We start from the raw sequence: 15,250 nt of genomic DNA, 5'->3' as shown, positions 1-15,250 counted from the left end.
GGGCGCCACACAGCGGCGGTCATTCGAGCGTGAAGGATCGGGCCTTCAGCCGCCGTCGATGGGCTCAGCCAGCGGCCGAATCGTTCAGGCCTTCTTCGATCGCGCGCTGGTGGCGCTCGACGAATTCACGATAGGTGTCGATACCGCGCAGCTGCAGGATGGTGTTGCGCACCGCCGCTTCCACCAGCACCGCCAGGTTGCGACCAGCGTCCACCGCGATGACCACCTTGCGCACCGGCATGCCCAGCACGTCCTCATAGAGGGGCTCGTAGGGCAGGCGTTCGAAGTCACGCTCCATCGTTTCCTTGCGGACCAGATGGACGATCAGCTTGAGCCGCATCTTGCGGCGCACGGCGGTCTCGCCAAAGATGGCCTTGATGTCCAGCAGGCCGATGCCGCGCACCTCCAGCAGGTTCATCAAGAGGTCCGGGCAGCGGCCTTCGATGGCGGTCTGGGCGATGCGGAAGAAATCCACCGCATCGTCCGCCACGAGACCATGGCCGCGCGAGATCAGTTCCAGTCCGAGTTCGCTTTTGCCCAGGCCGGATTCGCCGGTCAGCAGCACGCCCAGGCCGAGGATGTCCATGAAGACGCCGTGGCGGGTGGTGCGGTTGGCGCAGACATGCGCGAGATACGCCCGCACGACGTCAATCACATGGCCGGCGGACTCGATGGTGGTGAACAGCGGGATTTCGGCCCGGTCGCACATCGCGATCAGCCGGTCGGGCGGAGTCTGTCCATCGGCCACGATGATGACCGGTGGCTCCAGCGTCACGATGCGGGAGATCCGGCGATCCAGCACATCGCCTGACGCCTGGCTCAGGTAGGCCACTTCACGCGTGCCGACAATCTGCACGCGGTAGGGATGGATGTAGTTGAGGTAGCCGACCAGATCGGCGGCGGACTGGGCATCGAGCAGGGCGGCTTCATCGAAGCGGCGCTCGGGATGCGCATGGCCGGCGATCCATTCCCAGCGCAGGGCCTCGCGATGCTCTTCGAAGAGCCGGTCCGCGCTGATGGAGGTGGGTTTCACGAAGCCGGGTCGCCTCAGGCCACCGACTTCAGCGGTTCCCAGTCGGCGATCAGCCGATGGACCACGCTGGCGTCCGTCTCGGTCTTGAGGCGTTCACGCAGTTCGCGATCGGACAGCATCTCCGCGATTTCGGAGAGGATTTCCAGGTGGCGCTGCGTGGCGGCTTCGGGGACGAGCAGGAAGATGAGCAGGTTGACGGGTTCGTCGTCCGGTGCATCGAAGCCGATGGGCTGCTGCACCCGGAGCACGGCGGCCAGCGGGTTTTTGAGGCCCTTGATGCGACCGTGGGGAATGGCGACACCATGCCCGAGGCCGGTGGAGCCGAGGCGTTCACGGGCGAACAGGTTGTCCGTGACGGCGGCGCGGGCAATGGCGTGGTTGTTCTCGAAGAGCAGCCCGGCCTGTTCGAACACGCGCTTCTTGCTGGATGCGTCCACATCGACCAGCACATTGCTGGCGGGAAGGATGGCGGCGAGACGGTTCATCGGGCAGTGCGCCAGTAGGTTTGCGCCAGTAGGTCAGAGACGGCGGAATTATAGGAACCCTGTTGCCATCGAGGGCGCCGGGTTAACGACGCCCCGATGAAAACAACGGGATTGGTGCTGCATCGCAACATTATGCGGCGAACTCGCAAAAGCAAAGGCGGCCCGTAGGCCGCCTCCCCGGTCTGCGCTAGGTGAAAACCCTCGCAGGCCGTCATTGAATGGATTCTCTTCCCCAGTCACACCCGCGGAACTGGCGCTGCCAGGCCGCTGGGTGGCGCCCCTTGGGGGCAGGGGCGAAGCGACTGGGGGGCTAGTTCTGCGCGGGGATATCCATTCGCTTGGCGGATGCGTGGTGATGATCCTGGACGCGATCCTTGTGGCGGCACACCTGCCGATCCAGCTTGTCCATCAATTCGTCAATGGCCGCGTAAAGATCCTCGTGGGAGTTTTCCACAAAGATTTCGCGGCCCTTCACGTGCAGCGTCACTTCTGCGCGCTGCCGGCGGGCCTTCTCCTTTTGCTTTTCCACAGTGAGCAGGACATTGACGTCCACGACCTGGTCAAAGTGTCGCAGTACCCGGCTGAGCTTGGTCAGCACGTACTCACGCAATGCGGGGGTAACTTCGAGATGGTGGCCGCTGATGGTCAGGTTCATAAAGCCTCCTTTCACAGGGCTGGTCGGAAACTGCGCCCTTAGGCGCCGTGAGAAAGTGGGAACGCTGAGGAAGATGGATGGAATCGCTGGGTCTTGATGCTGGGGGTCAGGGGTGGAGGAAGGCGGGGGCGTGTCCGGGATCTCGCCGGAGCGACATCCTGGGGTGCCGGTAAGGGTCAATCCGGGCGTGCCGGAACTGGGTGTGCGGGACGTCCGTGCCGGGCCGGGAACTGAGTGTGGACCTGGGTCCTGGCCTGGCCGCATGGCTGGCCTGCACAAAAGCGTGAACAGGCTGGATGCGGGACGCTGCGGTCTAGGAGGGCTTGGGAATGTGTCTGCGGTAAGACTCTTCGGGTGGCCTGGACGAGCTCAGTCTGCGCGCGTTCGATGGCGAACACAAGTGATGAAAAGCAAGGTTTGGGGGTGAATCTTTCCGGCTTGCCTATCACCAGGGTCCGTGCTGGAATGCTGGATGTTGTCGGCGAGGCGGGAGCCTTGCTGGCGCCAATCCCGCAGTGTGATAATTGCGCGTCCCCATCACTGGAGTCCCACTTGGACAGCGACCACCCTCGGTGGCCGTCCACTCCAGCGTCAAACCGCCGCAGCTGAAGGTCGCCAGCCGCCAGTGCCCCCGTCACAGGTCGCTTGTTCCTGCTGTGCCGCTTGTCCGGAGTGAGACGGGCCCCCTTGCCCCTCTTGCACCTTCCGGACGGCCCGCGCCCCGCTTCTCCGTCCTCCCCGCGACCCCGCGCCTGACTGCACCGACTCCGTCAACGCGCCACCCTGCTCGAGCGTTCGCCTGGACGCGCGCCGACGCAGACGAAGGACCTGCATGCTGAATGTGTTCACGCTGGACAATGGCCGCCTCAAAGGCGGCATGGTTCAGGAAGAGATTTCCACCGCGGCAGAACTCAACGCGGTCATGACGCACCAGCGGCAGCCGATCTGGGTCGATCTGGAATCCCCCAGCGCCGAGGAAAAGGACTGGATCCGTGAGCGGTTCGGCCTGGTCATTCCGGAAGACATCGTCGATGAAGACCTGGAGGAATCGGCCCGGTTCTACGAGGAAGACAACGGCGAGCTGCACATCCGCTCCGACTTTCTGATTGACGACATGGAGGCCCCGCGCAACGTGCGGGTGGCCTTCATCCTCTTCAACAACGTGCTGTTCTCGGTGCACAACGAGGATCTGCCGGTCTTCCGGCTGCTGCGTCTGCGGGCCCGCCGCATTCCTGCGTTGATTGAGGACGCCAAGGACGTGCTGCTCAAGCTCTACGATGCGGACGCCGAATATTCCGCTGACGTGCTGGAAGGCATCTACGACCATCTGGAAAAAGTCAGCGCGCGCGTGCTCAAGAAGGATGTGAACGACACCGAGGCCGGTGAAGTGCTGGCCGCCATCGCACGAGAGGAAGACTTGAATGGTCGCATTCGGCGCAACGTCATGGACACGCGCCGTGCCCTGAGCTTCATGATGCGCAGCCGCATGCTGACGGCGGAGCAGTTCGAGGAAGCGCGGCAGATCATGCGGGACATCGACTCGCTCGACAGCCACACCGCCTTCCTCTTCGACAAGATCAACTTCCTGATGGATGCGACGGTCGGTTTCATCAACATCAACCAGAACAAGATCATCAAGATCTTTTCGGTGGCCAGCGTGGCCTTGCTACCGCCGACCTTGATTGCCAGTGTCTACGGCATGAATTTCCAGGCCATGCCGGAACTGCAATGGCGCTGGGGCTACCCGTTTGCGCTGGGGCTGATGCTCGCGTCCGTGGTAGCGCCGTTTGTGTACTTCCGGCGCAAGGGATGGCTGGCCTGAGGGCTGCATAAGGGCTGCATGAAGGCTGCACAGGGGCTGCATCACGCAGCCCTTTTCTTTTCGCGCCGCCCAAACAAAAAGGGCTCCCGCCGATGCGGAAGCCCTTAGGAAGAAAAGAAGCCTCAAGACGCCCCGTGGCCAACGAGGGAGGGAGGGAGGAGGAGGAGAAAGGCCTCGGGATTGCAGCTTGCGAACAAGCAGGTCTTGCGGCTGAAAGAGTGAACGGGTGAACTGTACTCCCATCAGCTTTTGGGGCTGGTGGAAACCCTGAAAGCCCTCGTCTGATCTCAGGTGAATGTCTGTCTTCGCAGCGGTCAAAGCGCGCTGCACTGATGCCTATAGTGCAGTGCAATGCGGCTGTTGTCATCCCGATTCCGTGGGAAAAAGTGAGCAACTGTCACCGTTGTACCGGCTAGCCGGGACAGATTTTTCACTTTCAAAACCGGGTCTGCCGTTTGCCCGAGGAGGGGTTTTCCTCAGCGCCCCAGCTCTTGAAAAACCAGCGCTTTACCGCAATCCGTTCAGCTCTTTCCTCAGTTCTGCTTCAGCATCTTTTCAAGCGCCTGGGTGAATTCCGCCCCTTGCGGATCGACCTTCGAGCCGAAGCTCATCACCTGCTGACCGTCCCGCGAGATCAGGTACTTGTGGAAGTTCCACTTGGGCGCCTGACCCGTGCGCTTGGCAAGATCTGCAAAAAGCGGGTTGAGATCGGTCTTGCCGGCGGCTACGCTGGATTTGCTGAACATCGGAAACTTCACATTGAAGGTGTTCTCGCAGAATTCGGCAATTTCCTTGTCGCTGCCGTACTCCTGATTTCCGAAGTCGCCGGACGGGAATCCGAGCACGGCCAGGTCCTTGTACTTGCTGGAAAGCGCCTCCAATGCCTTGTACTGTGGCGTGAAGCCGCAGAAGCTGGCGGTGTTGACCACCAGCACCACCTTGCCGGCGTACTGGCACAGCGGCTGGGGCTTTTCGTCCTGCAGGCGCGGAAACTGCCGTTGCAGCACATCCGGGCAGGCGCCCGCGGCTGCAGCGGTTGTTGCCGGTGCGGCCGCCGCCGGGCCTGCGGCCTGTGCGGACGGGGCTGCCAGCGTCGCGCAGGCGGCGGTCAGCACCAGCGCCAGGCGCGGGAACAAGGTGGAAACGAAAGACTGACTCATGACATTGCTCCTGGTCGGCATGCATCTGTGCCGTGACATGTGACAGCGCGGATTAGGCCAGATCCGAGGCAAATCCAGGGCTTGTCAGGGTTTGTCATCTTCAGACCGATAAAATGAGAATTGCTATTCCCTAGGACCGACCATGCTTTACCCCGAACTCTTCAAGCAACTCGAAGCCGTCCGCTGGAACATGGACACCGACATCCCTTGGGACAAGTTCGATGCGTCCTTGCTCACGGATGATCAGGCGCGCACCATCAAGATGAACGCGATCACCGAATGGTCGGCGCTGCCGGCCACGGAGATGTTCCTGCGTGACAACAAGGATGACAGCGACTTCTCCGCCTTCATGAGCGTGTGGTTCTTCGAAGAACAAAAGCATTCGCTGGTGCTGATGGAATACCTGCGCCGCTTCCGGCCGGACATGGTGCCCACCGAGGCGGAGCTGCACGAAGTGCGTTTCGAATTCGACCCGGCCCCGGCGCTTGAGACGCTGATGCTGCACTTCTGCGGCGAGATCCGGCTGAACCACTGGTATCGCCGCGCGGCTGAGTGGCACACCGAGCCCGTCATCAAGGCCATCTACGAGACCCTGTCGCGTGACGAAGCCCGCCATGGCGGCGCTTACCTGCGCTACATGAAGCGCGCCATGGTCAAGTTCGGTGACGAAGCCAAGGCGGCGTTCGCCAAGGTCGGGGTGCTGATGGCCAGTGCCCGCCGCACAGCCCAGGCGCTGCATCCGACCAACCTGCATGTGAACGCCAAGCTGTTCCCGCGTGACACCATCCAGAGCCGTCTGCCAGACCCGGAATGGCTGGAGAACTGGCTGGACAAGCAGATCCAGTTCGACAGCGTCTGGGAAAACAAGGTGGTGGACCGCATCCTGCACAACATGAGCCTGCTGATGGAGCGCAGCTTCGCCAGCGTCCAGGAGCTGAATCGTTATCGCAAGGAAATCTCCCAGCGCGTGGCCCAGGCGGCCCAGCAGCAGGGCGGTGGCGATCTGGCACCTCGAGGGAGCTGATCCGCTGCACCGGTGAGGCCGGCCGCGCCTCGCCGCAGTGACACCAGCCCGCTTCGGCGGGCTTTTTCTTGCCTGTGCACGAAGCTCGGCTGATTTGACTGAGGACGTGAACCGCCCGGCTGGGACGCCTTGCAAGCCCTGACACGTGCAGCGGCGGACGGTCATTGCCACAATGCATCCATGGGTCACCCATGGGTCCGCCCAGTGGTGTCTGGACGCCTCTGGTGTCTGTACGGCAGGTCGCCGGGCCCGCCGCCTCCTACCATTCCGTCTTTCGAGAACTCCATGAAATATCTCCACACGATGGTCCGCGTGACCGACGTCGAAGCCTCCCTCAAGTTCTACCGCGACGCCCTGGGGCTGCAGGTGGTCCGCCAGTCCGAGCATGAAGCAGGGCGGTTCACGCTGATCTATCTGGCTGCGCCCGGTGACGAAGAAGCACAGATCGAGCTGACCTACAACTGGGATCCGGAGAACTACACCGGCGGCCGTAATTTCGGTCACGTGGCTTATGCCGTCCCTGACATCTACGCTGCCTGCCAGCGCCTGATGGACCACGGTGTGCTGATCAACCGTCCGCCGCGCGACGGCCGCATGGCTTTTGTGCGCTCGCCCGACAACATCTCGGTCGAGCTGCTGCAGGACGGTCCGGCACTGCCGCCGGCAGAGCCCTGGATCTCCATGCCCAACACCGGCGCCTGGTAAGGCGACATTCCACACGGTCAGCGCTTGCGTCCCTCACCGCACGGATGCTGCCCGACCGGGATTCAGGGAAGATGAGGCCATGACACGCAAGGCAGTCACCACAGGTTTGAAATCGTCGGCGGGGTCGGCGGCGGCATGGGCTGCCGTCAGGCGCTGGGCCGTGGTGGCCGTTGTGGGTGGAACCGCTGGCGCTGCGATGGCGCAGACGGGCGGCTTGTGGGTCCCTCTTGCTGGCGGCGCCTCTGCCGCACGAGCGCCGGACGCATCGTCTGCGACCGGAGCCTCCCTGGAGGCCGGTGGCTCGTCGACGCCCGCGGCCGCCGAGGCCCCTGCTGCCCTTTCCCCGGCGCCGGACACCAACGCCTTCAGGGCACCGAAAGGCAAGCTGCTGCTCACCGGCGGCGTCAGCAGCATTGACGGTGCGGCCGGGGGTGGACTGACCCCCTGGGCGCTGACCGGCAGCTACGCCACACAAGGCCAGATCGGCGCCACCGCCTTCTACACCCGGCTACCGACGCAGGACTATGGTCTGAGCGGCTACGGCGCCCTGGTGGCCTTTGGAGAGCGTGCGGAGCTGTCCATCGCCCGCCAGGACTTTTCCGCCGGTGGGACCGGAGTCGCGCTGGGCCTGCCCGGGCTGCATCTGAAGCAGACCATTCTGGGCGGCAAGGTGCGACTCGGTGGCGATGCCGTCCTGGACGCAGACACCTGGATGCCGCAGCTGGCGCTGGGTATCGAATACAAGCACGTGGACGCCGCAGGCCTGAATCCGACGCTATCCGCGCTGGGTGCCACGCGCCGTGGGGTGGATGTTTATTTGAGCGCCACCAAGCTGTTTCTGGCGCAGAGCACGCTGGTCAACCTGACGCTGCGTGCGAGCCGCGCGAATCAGAACGGGCTGCTGGGGTTTGGCGGCGCCGCCAGCCACCGGTACTCACTGCTGCCGGAAGTCTCGGTGGCTTACCTGATCAACAAGCATTGGGCGGTGGGTGCGGAATACCGGATGAAGCCGGACAAGCTGAATCCGTCAGTGCTGGGTGATGCGCTGAAGGAGCAGGACTGGAAGGACATCTTTGTGGCGTGGGCGCCGAGCAAGAACTTCTCGCTCACTGCGGCCTATGTGGACCTGGGCAAGGTGGTGCCCGGCGTGCAGCCGAGGCGTCAGCGGGGGATCTATGGCTCGATTCAGTTGGCGTACTGAAGATTTGCGTACTCAGACCTCGCGTAATGGCAGCGCTTGTGCAGAGATCTCGTGTCTGGAGAACTCTTGTGCCAAGAGTTCAAGTTGGGAAAACTCCCGCAACGGGATCGCTAAAGGGGGCGCGCTGTCTGCCGCGCTGAAGCTTTGTGCCGAGCGCTTTGCCGAGCGTCTGGCCGGATTGGCGCTGGCCTTGCTGGTCTGCCTCGCCATCCCCGCACATGCCGCTGACGACTCGCTCTATCAGGCGCTGGGCGGCGATGAAGGAGTGGCCAGGATCAGCGCTGGCCTGGTCGATCGTGTTTATGCGGACGAGCGCATCAAACACCTGTTCCAGCAGACCAATCCCCGCTTTCTGAGCGAGCAACTGCGCAAGCAGTTTTGTGAGCTGGCGGGCGGGCCCTGCAAGTACGACGGCGAGACGATGAAGAAGTCTCACGCCGGATTGGCGATCAACAAGGCCCACTTCAACGCCCTGGTGGAAGACCTGCAGCTGGCGATGGATGCGCAGGGCGTTCCCTTCGCTACGCAGAACCGGCTGCTCGCCTTGCTGGCGCCGATGCATCGGGATGTGATCACCCGCTGAGTGCAGGTGCGGGGGAGGGCGCAGCGCAGCTTCAGCGCTTGTCTACCTCGAGTCCGCGCGGCAGCAGGATGGCCCAAGGCTTAGGTCCTGAGCGGATCAATCGGAACATGTCACTCGTGTTCGTCAACACGCGATCTCTCAACACTTCCACGTTCCTCGGAGCTTGGGAGCCGAATCCGGTCGCGAAGCCAAACATCTTTCCGTGCTCATCGCGTCCCTGCAGCAGGGTACCTCCTTCGGGAATGGCAAACACGGCCGCCTGATTGGGCCCGAGGCTACGCAGGATGGGCTCGACATGTTGAGCGTAGAAGTTTTCCTTGAAGCGGGCTGGATCGCCTGACGGCGTGGGGTAGAAGTCCATGCATCCTTCAGGCAGCTTGGCATGGCCGCGGCTGTTGACGCTTCTCTCGTTGTCAAAGAATTCGGGCCTCATGCCGATCCTGAGGCTTGCATGGGCGCCACCGTCCTTCAATTGCAGCACCTTCTCGGGCCAGGAGCGCTGTTCCCACAGCTGCGGGCGTCTCGCCAGGCCGTGCAAGGTAGAGGCAGACGTGCTGGCTGGCGCCGTTCCGGACGGTCCAGCCCGTGATGCAGTTGCGCCGCCGGGGATGTTATTCGTCTTCGCAGCGGCTCTCAGCACTGCCATGTAGCCCTCTTCGTTACCTGTGTTCAAGTAGTCGAAGAGGATGGTGAGCGCATCCTGCGCATCGCAGTTCAATGCCTGCATTCCTCTGTAGAGCGTGGCGGCATGCATCAGTTTGGCGTCGCTGATGCGCTGGCTCGGTTGCGAAGCCGATGCGGCCTGCTGGACGGAAGAGGCGTCTGCTGCATCTCCAGCCGTTTGAACGTCCATGGCGGACAGGGGTGAATGGGGCATCACGTGCATCTCGAAGCTCCTCATCGGCACCGCGCCGGTGTGAAGGCTCAGTGGTGGGACGGCTTCGTGATGGTTCTCTCAGACCAAGCACCCCAGTGGGACGCCGACGCAAATCGATGAAACACGATGACTCGATGGTCGGGACAGTTTCGGAATTTAAGAGACGAGGCGTCCACGGCTCAGGAATGTGGCAATATTTCGGAGTTCAAGAAACCGGCGTTGCGAGTAAAGGCGTAAGGCCAAAATCCTGGAAATTCCGAAATGACCTCAGCCCCCTCCGATTTTCAAAGCCTCTTGCGTGTGGCCGAGCCGGGCGATGTGGGGCCGACGATTCGAGCTCGCCGACGCGAACAGTCGCTTCGAATCGACGACGCCGCTTCTTTGAGCGGCGTCTCCGTCGATCTACTTTCTCGCCTCGAGAACGGCAAAGGCTCTGTTCGCCTGGACAAGTTGCTGGCTGTGTTGGACAGCCTTGGACTCGCACTCATGCTTGGCCCCAAGGACCATCCCGCAATGCAAGCTGCCTCGCGTCCCGACGCCGAGCGCCCGGAGAAGTCATGAATTCACCTACCGGCACATGGACAGACGAATCAAGTTCCCACGCACTTGACCTCTGGGCGGATGGACGCAGGGTGGCAACGCTGGGCTACGAGCCGTTGAACGACCGGTGGTCACTGAACTACGACGCGGACTGGGTCGCCGCGCCGAACGCGTTCCCGCTATCGCCCGCGCTTGCGCTTCAACGGGCGACCGAAGGCTATGCCGCTGGGGCAGTGAAACGCTTCGTGGAAAACCTGCTGCCCGAAGGACGAGCCCTCGACATTGCGGCCAGAACGTACCGGGTCTCCAAGTCCAACGTCTACGCGCTCATCAGCGCGCTGGGCACCGAAACCACCGGAGCATTCCGCTTTTGGCCAGCGGGCGAAGTGCCTCCTGTCGTGGCGGCCAAGCCGGCACGTGAAGTGAGTCGTGAGGAGTTGGACCGACGAATCGCTGAGCGTGATGAACTCCCATTGGCCATCTGGGACGGCAAACTTCGGATGTCCATCGCAGGCGTTCAGGACAAGTTGATGGTGTATCTGGACCGCCCGCTGGACGATGGTGGGCGCTTGTTTCTGGTCGAGCCTCCTTTGGCATCGACCCATATCCTCAAGCCTGACCCGGGGCGGCAGCTGACGCCGCATCTGGTCGTCAACGAACACTTCTGCATGTCTCTGGCGCGGCGGATGCAGTTGCCCGTCGCGGAAGTCAGTATCTATCGGACTCCGCGGCCGGTACTCGTCGTGCGTCGCTTCGATCGGATCGTGCAAGGTGGTGGCCCAAGCGGCGCTGAGCCTACTGTCCGGCGGCTGCACATCATCGACGCCTGTCAAGCATCGGACCTGCCCGAGAGCTACAAGTACGAGCGAAATCTGGGAGGCGGAGAGCATGTCCGCCATATCCGGGAGGGCGTGAGCTTCGGCATGCTGTTCGACCGCGTGGAACAGACGGTGAACAAAGCCGTGGCAAGGATGACCTTGGTCAGATGGGCCTTGTTCCAGTTCCTCATCGGCAACAGCGACGCACACGGAAAGAACTTCTCATTCTTTGTGCGGCGGGAGGGGCTCGACCCAGCGCCTTGGTATGACCTGGTCAGTGTGGTCCAGTACCCGGGTATTGACCACGAGCTGGCAATGGCTTGGGGAGATGCATTCTCGCTAAACGAGGTGGGGGCGTTCCAAGTGGCGGAGTTTGCGCAGCGATGCGGCATCGACCGGAAGCTGCTCCAACGTGAGGCCTCGCGGCTGGAGAAGTTGATCGTGCGACACGCGCCAGCACAGGCGCAGGCAGACGACTATGTCGACGACGGAGAGCGGGCCTTTGCAGGGAAACTCCGTGATTTCGTGATGGGACAGGCCACGCGCCTGGCACGTCTCACCAGCGAAGCAGCCAAGATCAAGCCCGAGTTTCTCTGACTTGGAGGCCTTTGCCATGCAATTGTTTGCGGACGATGACGGCAAGTCGCTGGGTCGATTCGCCCTGCGCTCACGCATCACTGGATTGCAGGCTTCGCTTCGGTTAAGTCAACAGCGCAGACGTCTGCGGCAACAGTGCTCGTAAGTGGCAACGCTACGAAATCCGCCTTCTCGCGGAGCCTTGGGTGTTCAATCCAACGTGGCTGGCCGGCGTCGTCCATTAGCGATTCAGCGATCAACACCCACGCCCCCATCGCCGCGCCCTTCTGATGGTGCTGGACCACGATTTCGTCTGGCAGAGCGCCAAAACGGCTAATGCATTCCCCAGTGAAGTTGTTTCTGCCGATCACGTTGTGCCGGTTTGTGAGTAGCACCGGGCCGTTGCGAGACTGAGCCACAAAGCCCGTGCCCCACGCTAAGTGCTGACCGTTGACTCGCATCTCGATCAGCAGCGCCAGGGCAGTCTCTCAATGGATTGCTTTCATGGCGACGCTCTGTAGAAGATGACAAGAATTGTAGAAAAGCCCCGGGTAGACGAACTACGCGGGGCTTTTGCAAGTGCTTCACAGCACTCCTGAATTCTGGTGGCCAAGGGCGGAATCGAACCACCGACACGCGGATTTTCAATCCGCTGCTCTACCAACTGAGCTACTTGGCCTTTGAATTTCAGCTCAAGACTGAACTCCGAAAGAGTCAGCGCTGAACCTTCATCCGTCTTCGCTGCCAGCTGTGCTGAACACCGAAGACCATGACTATAACACTAAATTCCGCCTCCGCGCTTGTTCCGCGAAAGATCGACACCGAGTTGTTTCAACTTGCGATACAGATGGGTGCGTTCCAGCCCCGTCTTCTCCGCCACCCGCGTCATCGAGCCATTCTCTTTGGCCAGATGGAACTCGAAGTAGCTCTTCTCGAACGCGTCCCGCGCTTCCCGCAGCGGACGGTCCAGTTCAAACAGCTGCTCCGACGCCAGTCCCTGATGCTGCACCGGCGGCGGCGAGACCAGGCTCGGCACGCTACCCGGCAGCGTCACACTCGACGGCATCACCGGCAGTGCCTCTGGCCGCACATAACTCGGCAGACCCACCACCGGAGCCGGCGGCGCCGGGCGCGGTGCGGTCTTCACCAGCGCCTGCTCCACCGCTCGCAGCAGCTTCTGCAGCGTGATCGGCTTCTCCAGGAAGGCCATGGCCCCGAACTTGGTGGCTTCCACCGCCGTATCGATCGTGCCGTGGCCACTCATCATGATCACCGGCATCGTCAGCTGTCCGGTGCTGCCCCATTCCTTCAACAACGTCACGCCATCGACGTCCGGCATCCAGATGTCCAGCAACACCAGATCCGGACGCGAACGCTCACGCGCGGCTCGCGCCTGCTGAGCGTTCTCGGCCAGTTCGATGGTGTGCCCCTCGTCCGAGAGGATTTCTGACAGCAGGGCACGAATGCCCAGTTCGTCGTCAACAACAAGAATGGTTGCCATGTATGCCTACTGTTCACGCGGGCCGAGGCGCGTCTGGCGCAGGGCTCGGTGCAGTCGCGAGTTTTGAAAATGATAACGAAACTTGCGCGCCTATCGGTGCCTGATCAGGGTGACCTGCCGACTGAAGATTGACCAATCGGATCCGCGCCCCGTGTTCATCCGCGATTTTCTTCACCACGGCCAGTCCCAGACCGGTGCCCTTGGTCTTGGTCGTGACGTATGGCTCGAACGCGCGGTTCAGCACTTTCTCCGCAAAGCCCGGCCCGTTATCCAGGATGACCAGCCGCAAGGCGCGCAATTCGCCCAGCTCGTTGGTGGCCTTTTGCGTCCGGACCGTCACCCGCCCGTCCGGCCGCTCGCTCACCGCATCCAGCGCGTTCTGGACCAGATTGTGGATGACCTGACGCAGTTGCGGTGCATCCCCCAGGATGAGGGGTGGGTCCTGCGCCAGATCCGCCACCAATCGCCCGGCTTCCTGCGCTTCCGCGTACAGCGTGAGCACTTCCGCCACCAGCGCATTGATGTCCAGCGGCGCGAGTTTGGCCGCCGGCAGCCGCGCGTAATCGCGGAATTCGTTCACCAGCTGCTTCATCGCCTGCACCTGGTTGACGATGGTGCCCACCGAGCGCACCAGCATCGCCTGGTCGTTGCCTTCCAGCTTGGACTCCAGCTTGAACTGCAGCCGCTCGGCCGACAGCTGGATCGGCGTCAGCGGATTCTTGATCTCATGCGCCAGGCGCCGGGCCACTTCGCTCCAGGCCGCCGAGCGCTGGGCGGACACGACTTCGCTGATGTCGTCGAACACCACCAGCCGCGCCTCATGCGGCAAGGCCGCGCCGCGCACCAGCAAGGTGAGGGTGATTTCGTCCGTCAGCCGCAGCTCGAAGGAGTCCTGCCAGTGGTCGCGCTCCCCAGCTTCCGGCGACTGCAGCTCAAAACGCTGCCAGATGGACCGCGCGAACTCCTCCAGCGGCGCCAGTTCTTCCAGCCCCCGGCCCACATACGCGGACAGCGGCAGCCGCAGGATGCGCGTCGCACCCGGGTTGACCGACTCGATGCGTCGGTCCGCACCGAACACCATCACCCCGGCCGTCAGATTGTCGAGGATGGTCTGCAGATGGGTGCGGGCGCTTTCCAGTTGCGTCACGCTCAGGTCCACCTGGGCGCGGGCGTCGGCCAGCTGCTCGGTCATGTCCGCGAACGACCGGGTCAGCCCGCCCAGCTCATCCCGCGAGCGGAACACCGGCTTGGCCTTGAGGTCGCCGGTGGCCACTTCCCGCATGCCCTCGGCCAGCAGCAGCAGCGGCTGCACCAGCTGATTCGATAGCGCCACCGCCAGCAGCAGTGCCGCGAACACGGCCAGGATCAGCACCAGCGTCAGCGTGCCGATGTACATCTGCCGCAGGCCGTCCCGCAGCAGCGAGCGCTGCAGATACTCCTGGCTGGCGGCCTGCACATTCAGGGCATTGCTCACCACCCGGCCGCTGATGGTGCGCACCACCATCAGGTAGCGGTCACTGTTGGTCAGCTGCAGGGCACTGCTGGGCAGCAGCGCCACCGCGCGGATGCGGGCGTCCCCCTGCACCGCGCGCTGCTCATCTTCCAGCCCCTCCAGCCGCGACGACACCCCGTTGGCCCGCGCCTGACTGAGCATGGTGGAGGTGGGGCGCTCGGGAATGCTGTCGCTGTCCGGACCGGCCGTGAGCAGCACCTGCCCATTGCTGCCCAGCAGCGCCACGCTGCGAGCGGACAGCTGATCCCGCAGCCGTTCCAGTGCCAGCGGTGCGAGCGCGCCGTCCTCCCAGCGCTCGGCCGCGCTGCGGGTGCGGGCGGTCAATTCGCTGCGGGCGTTGTCGAGCGTGTCCTGACCGAGCGCCAGGCCGGCTTCCAGTGCGCTCGCCAGCCGCTGGTCAAACAGGCTCTCGATGCTGCGGTTCACGAACTGGTAGGAGACGGTGTAGATCAACACCCCCGGCACCACCCCCACGAAGGCGAAGATGCCGGCGAGCTTGAGCAGCAGCCGGCTGCCGAAGCGCCCACGCTTGACCCGCAGCGCGAGGCGGGTGCCCGCCACGCCGATGACGATGATCAACGCCGTGGCCACGGCCACGTTCACCCAGAACAGCCACACATAGTGGCGCTCCAGGAAGCCGCGCTGGGCCGTGGTGCTGATCGACAGCAGGAAGGCCAGCATGCCGCTGGCGCCCGCGATCGCCGTCACCGAAATGAGCCAGGCCAGGCGTGCCACTTTGGTCACTGAGGGCAGTCCT

At 63.0% G+C, this 15,250-nt stretch carries 14 protein-coding genes and 1 tRNA gene; 7 read left to right on the top strand and 8 right to left on the bottom strand.

What is annotated here, in order from left to right:
• Nucleotides 1–64: 64 nt before the first annotated feature.
• The 3 genes from hprK to hpf form a co-directional block, all read right to left on the bottom strand.
• Entirely contained in the window at nucleotides 65–1,033 is a 969-nt protein-coding gene (hprK, locus tag FHS28_RS17005) for an HPr(Ser) kinase/phosphatase (protein ID WP_088453380.1), read from the bottom strand.
• Nucleotides 1,034–1,047: 14 nt separating this feature from the next.
• Entirely contained in the window at nucleotides 1,048–1,518 is a 471-nt protein-coding gene (gene ptsN / locus FHS28_RS17000; RefSeq protein WP_088453381.1) for a PTS IIA-like nitrogen regulatory protein PtsN, read from the bottom strand.
• Between the two features lie 310 nt (nucleotides 1,519–1,828).
• Entirely contained in the window at nucleotides 1,829–2,173 is a 345-nt protein-coding gene (hpf, locus tag FHS28_RS16995) for a ribosome hibernation-promoting factor, HPF/YfiA family (RefSeq protein WP_088453382.1), read from the bottom strand.
• 832 nt (nucleotides 2,174–3,005) lie between these two features.
• On the opposite strand from hpf, the gene corA reads away from it, so the two are divergent.
• Nucleotides 3,006–3,995: a magnesium/cobalt transporter CorA gene (gene corA / locus FHS28_RS16990; protein ID WP_088453383.1), complete on the top strand. Its 990-nt coding sequence runs from the start codon at nucleotides 3,006–3,008 to the stop codon at nucleotides 3,993–3,995.
• Nucleotides 3,996–4,528: 533 nt separating this feature from the next.
• On the opposite strand, the gene FHS28_RS16985 is transcribed toward corA, so the two are convergent.
• Nucleotides 4,529–5,155 (bottom strand): glutathione peroxidase, encoded by a 627-nt coding sequence (locus FHS28_RS16985; protein WP_088453384.1) that lies wholly within the window; start codon nucleotides 5,153–5,155, stop codon nucleotides 4,529–4,531.
• Nucleotides 5,156–5,297: 142 nt separating this feature from the next.
• Here FHS28_RS16985 and FHS28_RS16980 point away from each other — a divergent pair, with 142 nt between their 5' ends.
• From FHS28_RS16980 to FHS28_RS16965, 4 genes are all read left to right on the top strand, one after another.
• Entirely contained in the window at nucleotides 5,298–6,179 is an 882-nt protein-coding gene (locus FHS28_RS16980; RefSeq protein ID WP_088453385.1) for a ferritin family protein, read from the top strand.
• Between the two features lie 285 nt (nucleotides 6,180–6,464).
• Nucleotides 6,465–6,884 carry a VOC family protein gene (locus FHS28_RS16975; protein ID WP_088453386.1) on the top strand — a complete coding sequence of 140 codons (420 nt, stop codon included), beginning with the start codon at nucleotides 6,465–6,467 and terminating at the stop codon, nucleotides 6,882–6,884.
• Nucleotides 6,885–6,963: 79 nt separating this feature from the next.
• Nucleotides 6,964–8,085 (top strand): DUF3034 family protein, encoded by a 1,122-nt coding sequence (locus FHS28_RS16970; RefSeq protein WP_246410274.1) that lies wholly within the window; start codon nucleotides 6,964–6,966, stop codon nucleotides 8,083–8,085.
• Nucleotides 8,060–8,668, top strand: a complete 609-nt coding sequence (locus FHS28_RS16965) for a group I truncated hemoglobin (RefSeq protein ID WP_088453388.1) — start codon at nucleotides 8,060–8,062, stop codon at nucleotides 8,666–8,668. Before FHS28_RS16970 ends, FHS28_RS16965 begins: the two co-directional genes overlap by 26 nt.
• A gap of 31 nt (nucleotides 8,669–8,699) precedes the next feature.
• Here FHS28_RS16965 and FHS28_RS16960 read toward each other — a convergent pair whose 3' ends face one another.
• Nucleotides 8,700–9,554: a hypothetical protein gene (locus FHS28_RS16960; RefSeq protein WP_184295078.1), complete on the bottom strand. Its 855-nt coding sequence runs from the start codon at nucleotides 9,552–9,554 to the stop codon at nucleotides 8,700–8,702.
• Nucleotides 9,555–9,806: 252 nt separating this feature from the next.
• Between FHS28_RS16960 and FHS28_RS16955 the strand changes: the two genes are divergently transcribed.
• Nucleotides 9,807–10,106, top strand: coding sequence for a helix-turn-helix domain-containing protein (locus FHS28_RS16955; protein ID WP_088453390.1), 300 nt, complete (start codon nucleotides 9,807–9,809; stop codon nucleotides 10,104–10,106).
• A complete protein-coding gene (locus FHS28_RS16950) occupies nucleotides 10,103–11,500 on the top strand; it encodes a HipA domain-containing protein (RefSeq protein ID WP_088453391.1) in 1,398 nt (465 codons plus the stop codon). Before FHS28_RS16955 ends, FHS28_RS16950 begins: the two co-directional genes overlap by 4 nt.
• A 582-nt stretch (nucleotides 11,501–12,082) precedes the next feature.
• Here the strand turns inward: FHS28_RS16950 and FHS28_RS16945 are convergent.
• The 3 genes from FHS28_RS16945 to FHS28_RS16935 form a co-directional block, all read right to left on the bottom strand.
• A tRNA-Phe gene (locus tag FHS28_RS16945) sits at nucleotides 12,083–12,158 on the bottom strand.
• A gap of 102 nt (nucleotides 12,159–12,260) precedes the next feature.
• Nucleotides 12,261–12,980 (bottom strand): response regulator, encoded by a 720-nt coding sequence (locus FHS28_RS16940; RefSeq protein ID WP_088453393.1) that lies wholly within the window; start codon nucleotides 12,978–12,980, stop codon nucleotides 12,261–12,263.
• Between the two features lie 13 nt (nucleotides 12,981–12,993).
• On the bottom strand, nucleotides 12,994–15,237 hold the full coding sequence (locus FHS28_RS16935; RefSeq protein WP_088453394.1) for a sensor histidine kinase: 2,244 nt from the start codon (nucleotides 15,235–15,237) through the stop codon (nucleotides 12,994–12,996).
• Nucleotides 15,238–15,250: the final 13 nt, after the last annotated feature.

The sequence above is a fragment of the Roseateles terrae genome, assembly GCF_014192155.1.
Lineage (GTDB): Bacteria > Pseudomonadota > Gammaproteobacteria > Burkholderiales > Burkholderiaceae_C > Roseateles > Roseateles terrae.
Note: the sequence above shows the minus strand (reverse complement) of the source record. Positions and strands in the feature narration are given on the sequence as shown.